The organism is Streptomyces sp. NRRL S-495 (assembly GCF_000966955.1).
Classification (GTDB): Bacteria; Actinomycetota; Actinomycetes; order Streptomycetales; family Streptomycetaceae; genus Kitasatospora; species Kitasatospora purpeofusca.
Genome location: NZ_JZWY01000801.1, coordinates 1 through 1,837, shown reverse-complemented (window position 1 = coordinate 1,837; position 1,837 = coordinate 1). Strand labels below are relative to the sequence as shown.

Below are 1,837 nucleotides of genomic sequence, written 5' to 3'. Positions count from 1 at the left end.
GTACCAGGTCGGAGCGGGTGCACCGGACCACGAACGGCTGCCGCCGCCGAACCGCCGTGCCATCACAGCTTCATAACGTCACGTCAGCTGAGTGGATGTGACATTGCACATATCACATCATGCTCACCATGAGAAAAGTCATCACCTTACTGTCCGCCGCCACCGCCATCGCCCTCCTCGGCGGCGCCGCCGCCGTCGGCGTCGAGCCCGGGGCCGACGGACTCGACGACCGGAGCGTGCTGTCCGACACCGGGCAGGGCACCCTGGCCTGGAGCTCCTGCGAGGACCCGGCCACGCCGACGCTGCAGTGCGCGATGCTCGACGTGCCGGTCGACTACTCCGACCCGCGCGGCCGGAAGATCAAGATCAAGCTGAACCGGCTCCCCGCCACCGCACCCAAGGACAAGCGCCAGGGCCCGATCCTGCTCAACCCCGGCGGCCCGGGGAACTCCGGCCTCTGGATGCCCGCCTTCATCTCCGGACAGATCCCGGCCGACGTCGCCTCCACCTACGACTGGATCGGCTTCGACCCGCGCGGCACCAACGGCAGCGAGCCCCATGTCGTCTGCGACCCCGACTACTTCGACGCCGAGCGCCCCGACTACCAGGTCGACCAGGGCACCGCGAAGGCCTGGCTGAAGAAGGCCGCCGGCTACGCCTCCGACTGCGCGGCCGACTGGTCCTGGCTGCTCCCCCACATGACCACCGTCGACAACGCCCGCGACATGGACAGCATCCGGCGGGCACTCGGCGAGCCGAAGATCAACTTCTACGGCGGCTCCTGGGGCACCTCGCTCGGCTCCACCTACGGACAGCTGTTCCCGTCCCGGGTGCGCCGGATGGTGCTCGACAGCATCGTCGGCCCGACCACCACCTGGTACGAGCACAACAAGCTCCAGGACAAGGAGCACCAGCGCCGCTTCGAGGCCTTCACGGCCTGGACCGCCAAGGCCGACTCCGTCTACCACCTCGGCACCGACCCCGCCGACATCCAGCGCGCCTACGACCAGGTCGAGGCCGCCCTGCGGACCGACCCGCTGGACGCCGCCCCGGCCGTCGGGAAGATCGGACCGGCCGAGTTCGAGGACACCTTCTACGGCGGCGGCTACAACTTCCTCCGCTGGCCCCGGATGGCCACCGTGCTCTCCGCGTACGTCACCCAGCACGACACCCGGCCGCTCGCCATCGCCTACAACCGCTACGCGGCCCCCGGCACCGACGACGGCTCCTTCCCCGCCTACAACGCGGTCCAGTGCACCGAGAACGCCTGGCCGCGCGACTGGGAGTACTGGAAGAAGGACCAGGCCAAGGTCGACGCCGTCGCGCCCTTCTACACCTATAACAACATGTGGTACAACGCCGCCTGTATGTTCTGGCCCTACGAGGGCAACCGGGCCGGCCGACTGAAGATCACCGGCAAGGGCCTGCCGCCCGTGCTGCTGTTCCAGTCCACCGAGGACGGCGCCACCCCCTACGAGGGCGGGCTCGCCATGCGCGACGCGCTGCCCAGTGCCAAGCTCGTCGTCCAGGACGGCGGCAGCTTCCACGAGATCCTGTTCCACGGCAACGCCTGCCTGGACGACACCTTCACCGCCTACCTCCGCGACGGCAGCCTGCCGAGCGGCAAGGGCCGGATCGCCAAGACCTGCGCCCCCGGCGCCGAGCCCGACCCGGTCTACGTGACCCCGCCCCCGGCCGCCAAGTCCCTCACCGGCGCCACGGGTTCGCCCGACGCCGCCCCGCTCGCCCCGACCGACCCCGAGGCCGTCCGGGGCATGCTCCGCTGACGGGGAACTGAACGGCGAAAACGCGAACGGGCCCGGTACCTGAGGAGGTA

The 1,837-nt window shown here is 70.0% G+C and carries 1 protein-coding gene; it reads left to right on the top strand.

Translation table 11 applies throughout. The features are described 5' to 3' along the window. Nucleotides 1-128 precede the first annotated feature (128 nt). Nucleotides 129-1,787, top strand: a complete 1,659-nt coding sequence (locus VR45_RS33760; protein WP_045943721.1) for an alpha/beta hydrolase — start codon at nt 129-131, stop codon at nt 1,785-1,787. The last annotated feature ends 50 nt before the right edge of the window (nt 1,788-1,837 follow it).

Coding starts and splice junctions, on each gene's coding strand:
- VR45_RS33760 (WP_045943721.1), top strand. CDS start 129: ATGAGAAAAGTCATCACCTTACTGTCCGCCGCCACCGCCATCGCCCTC.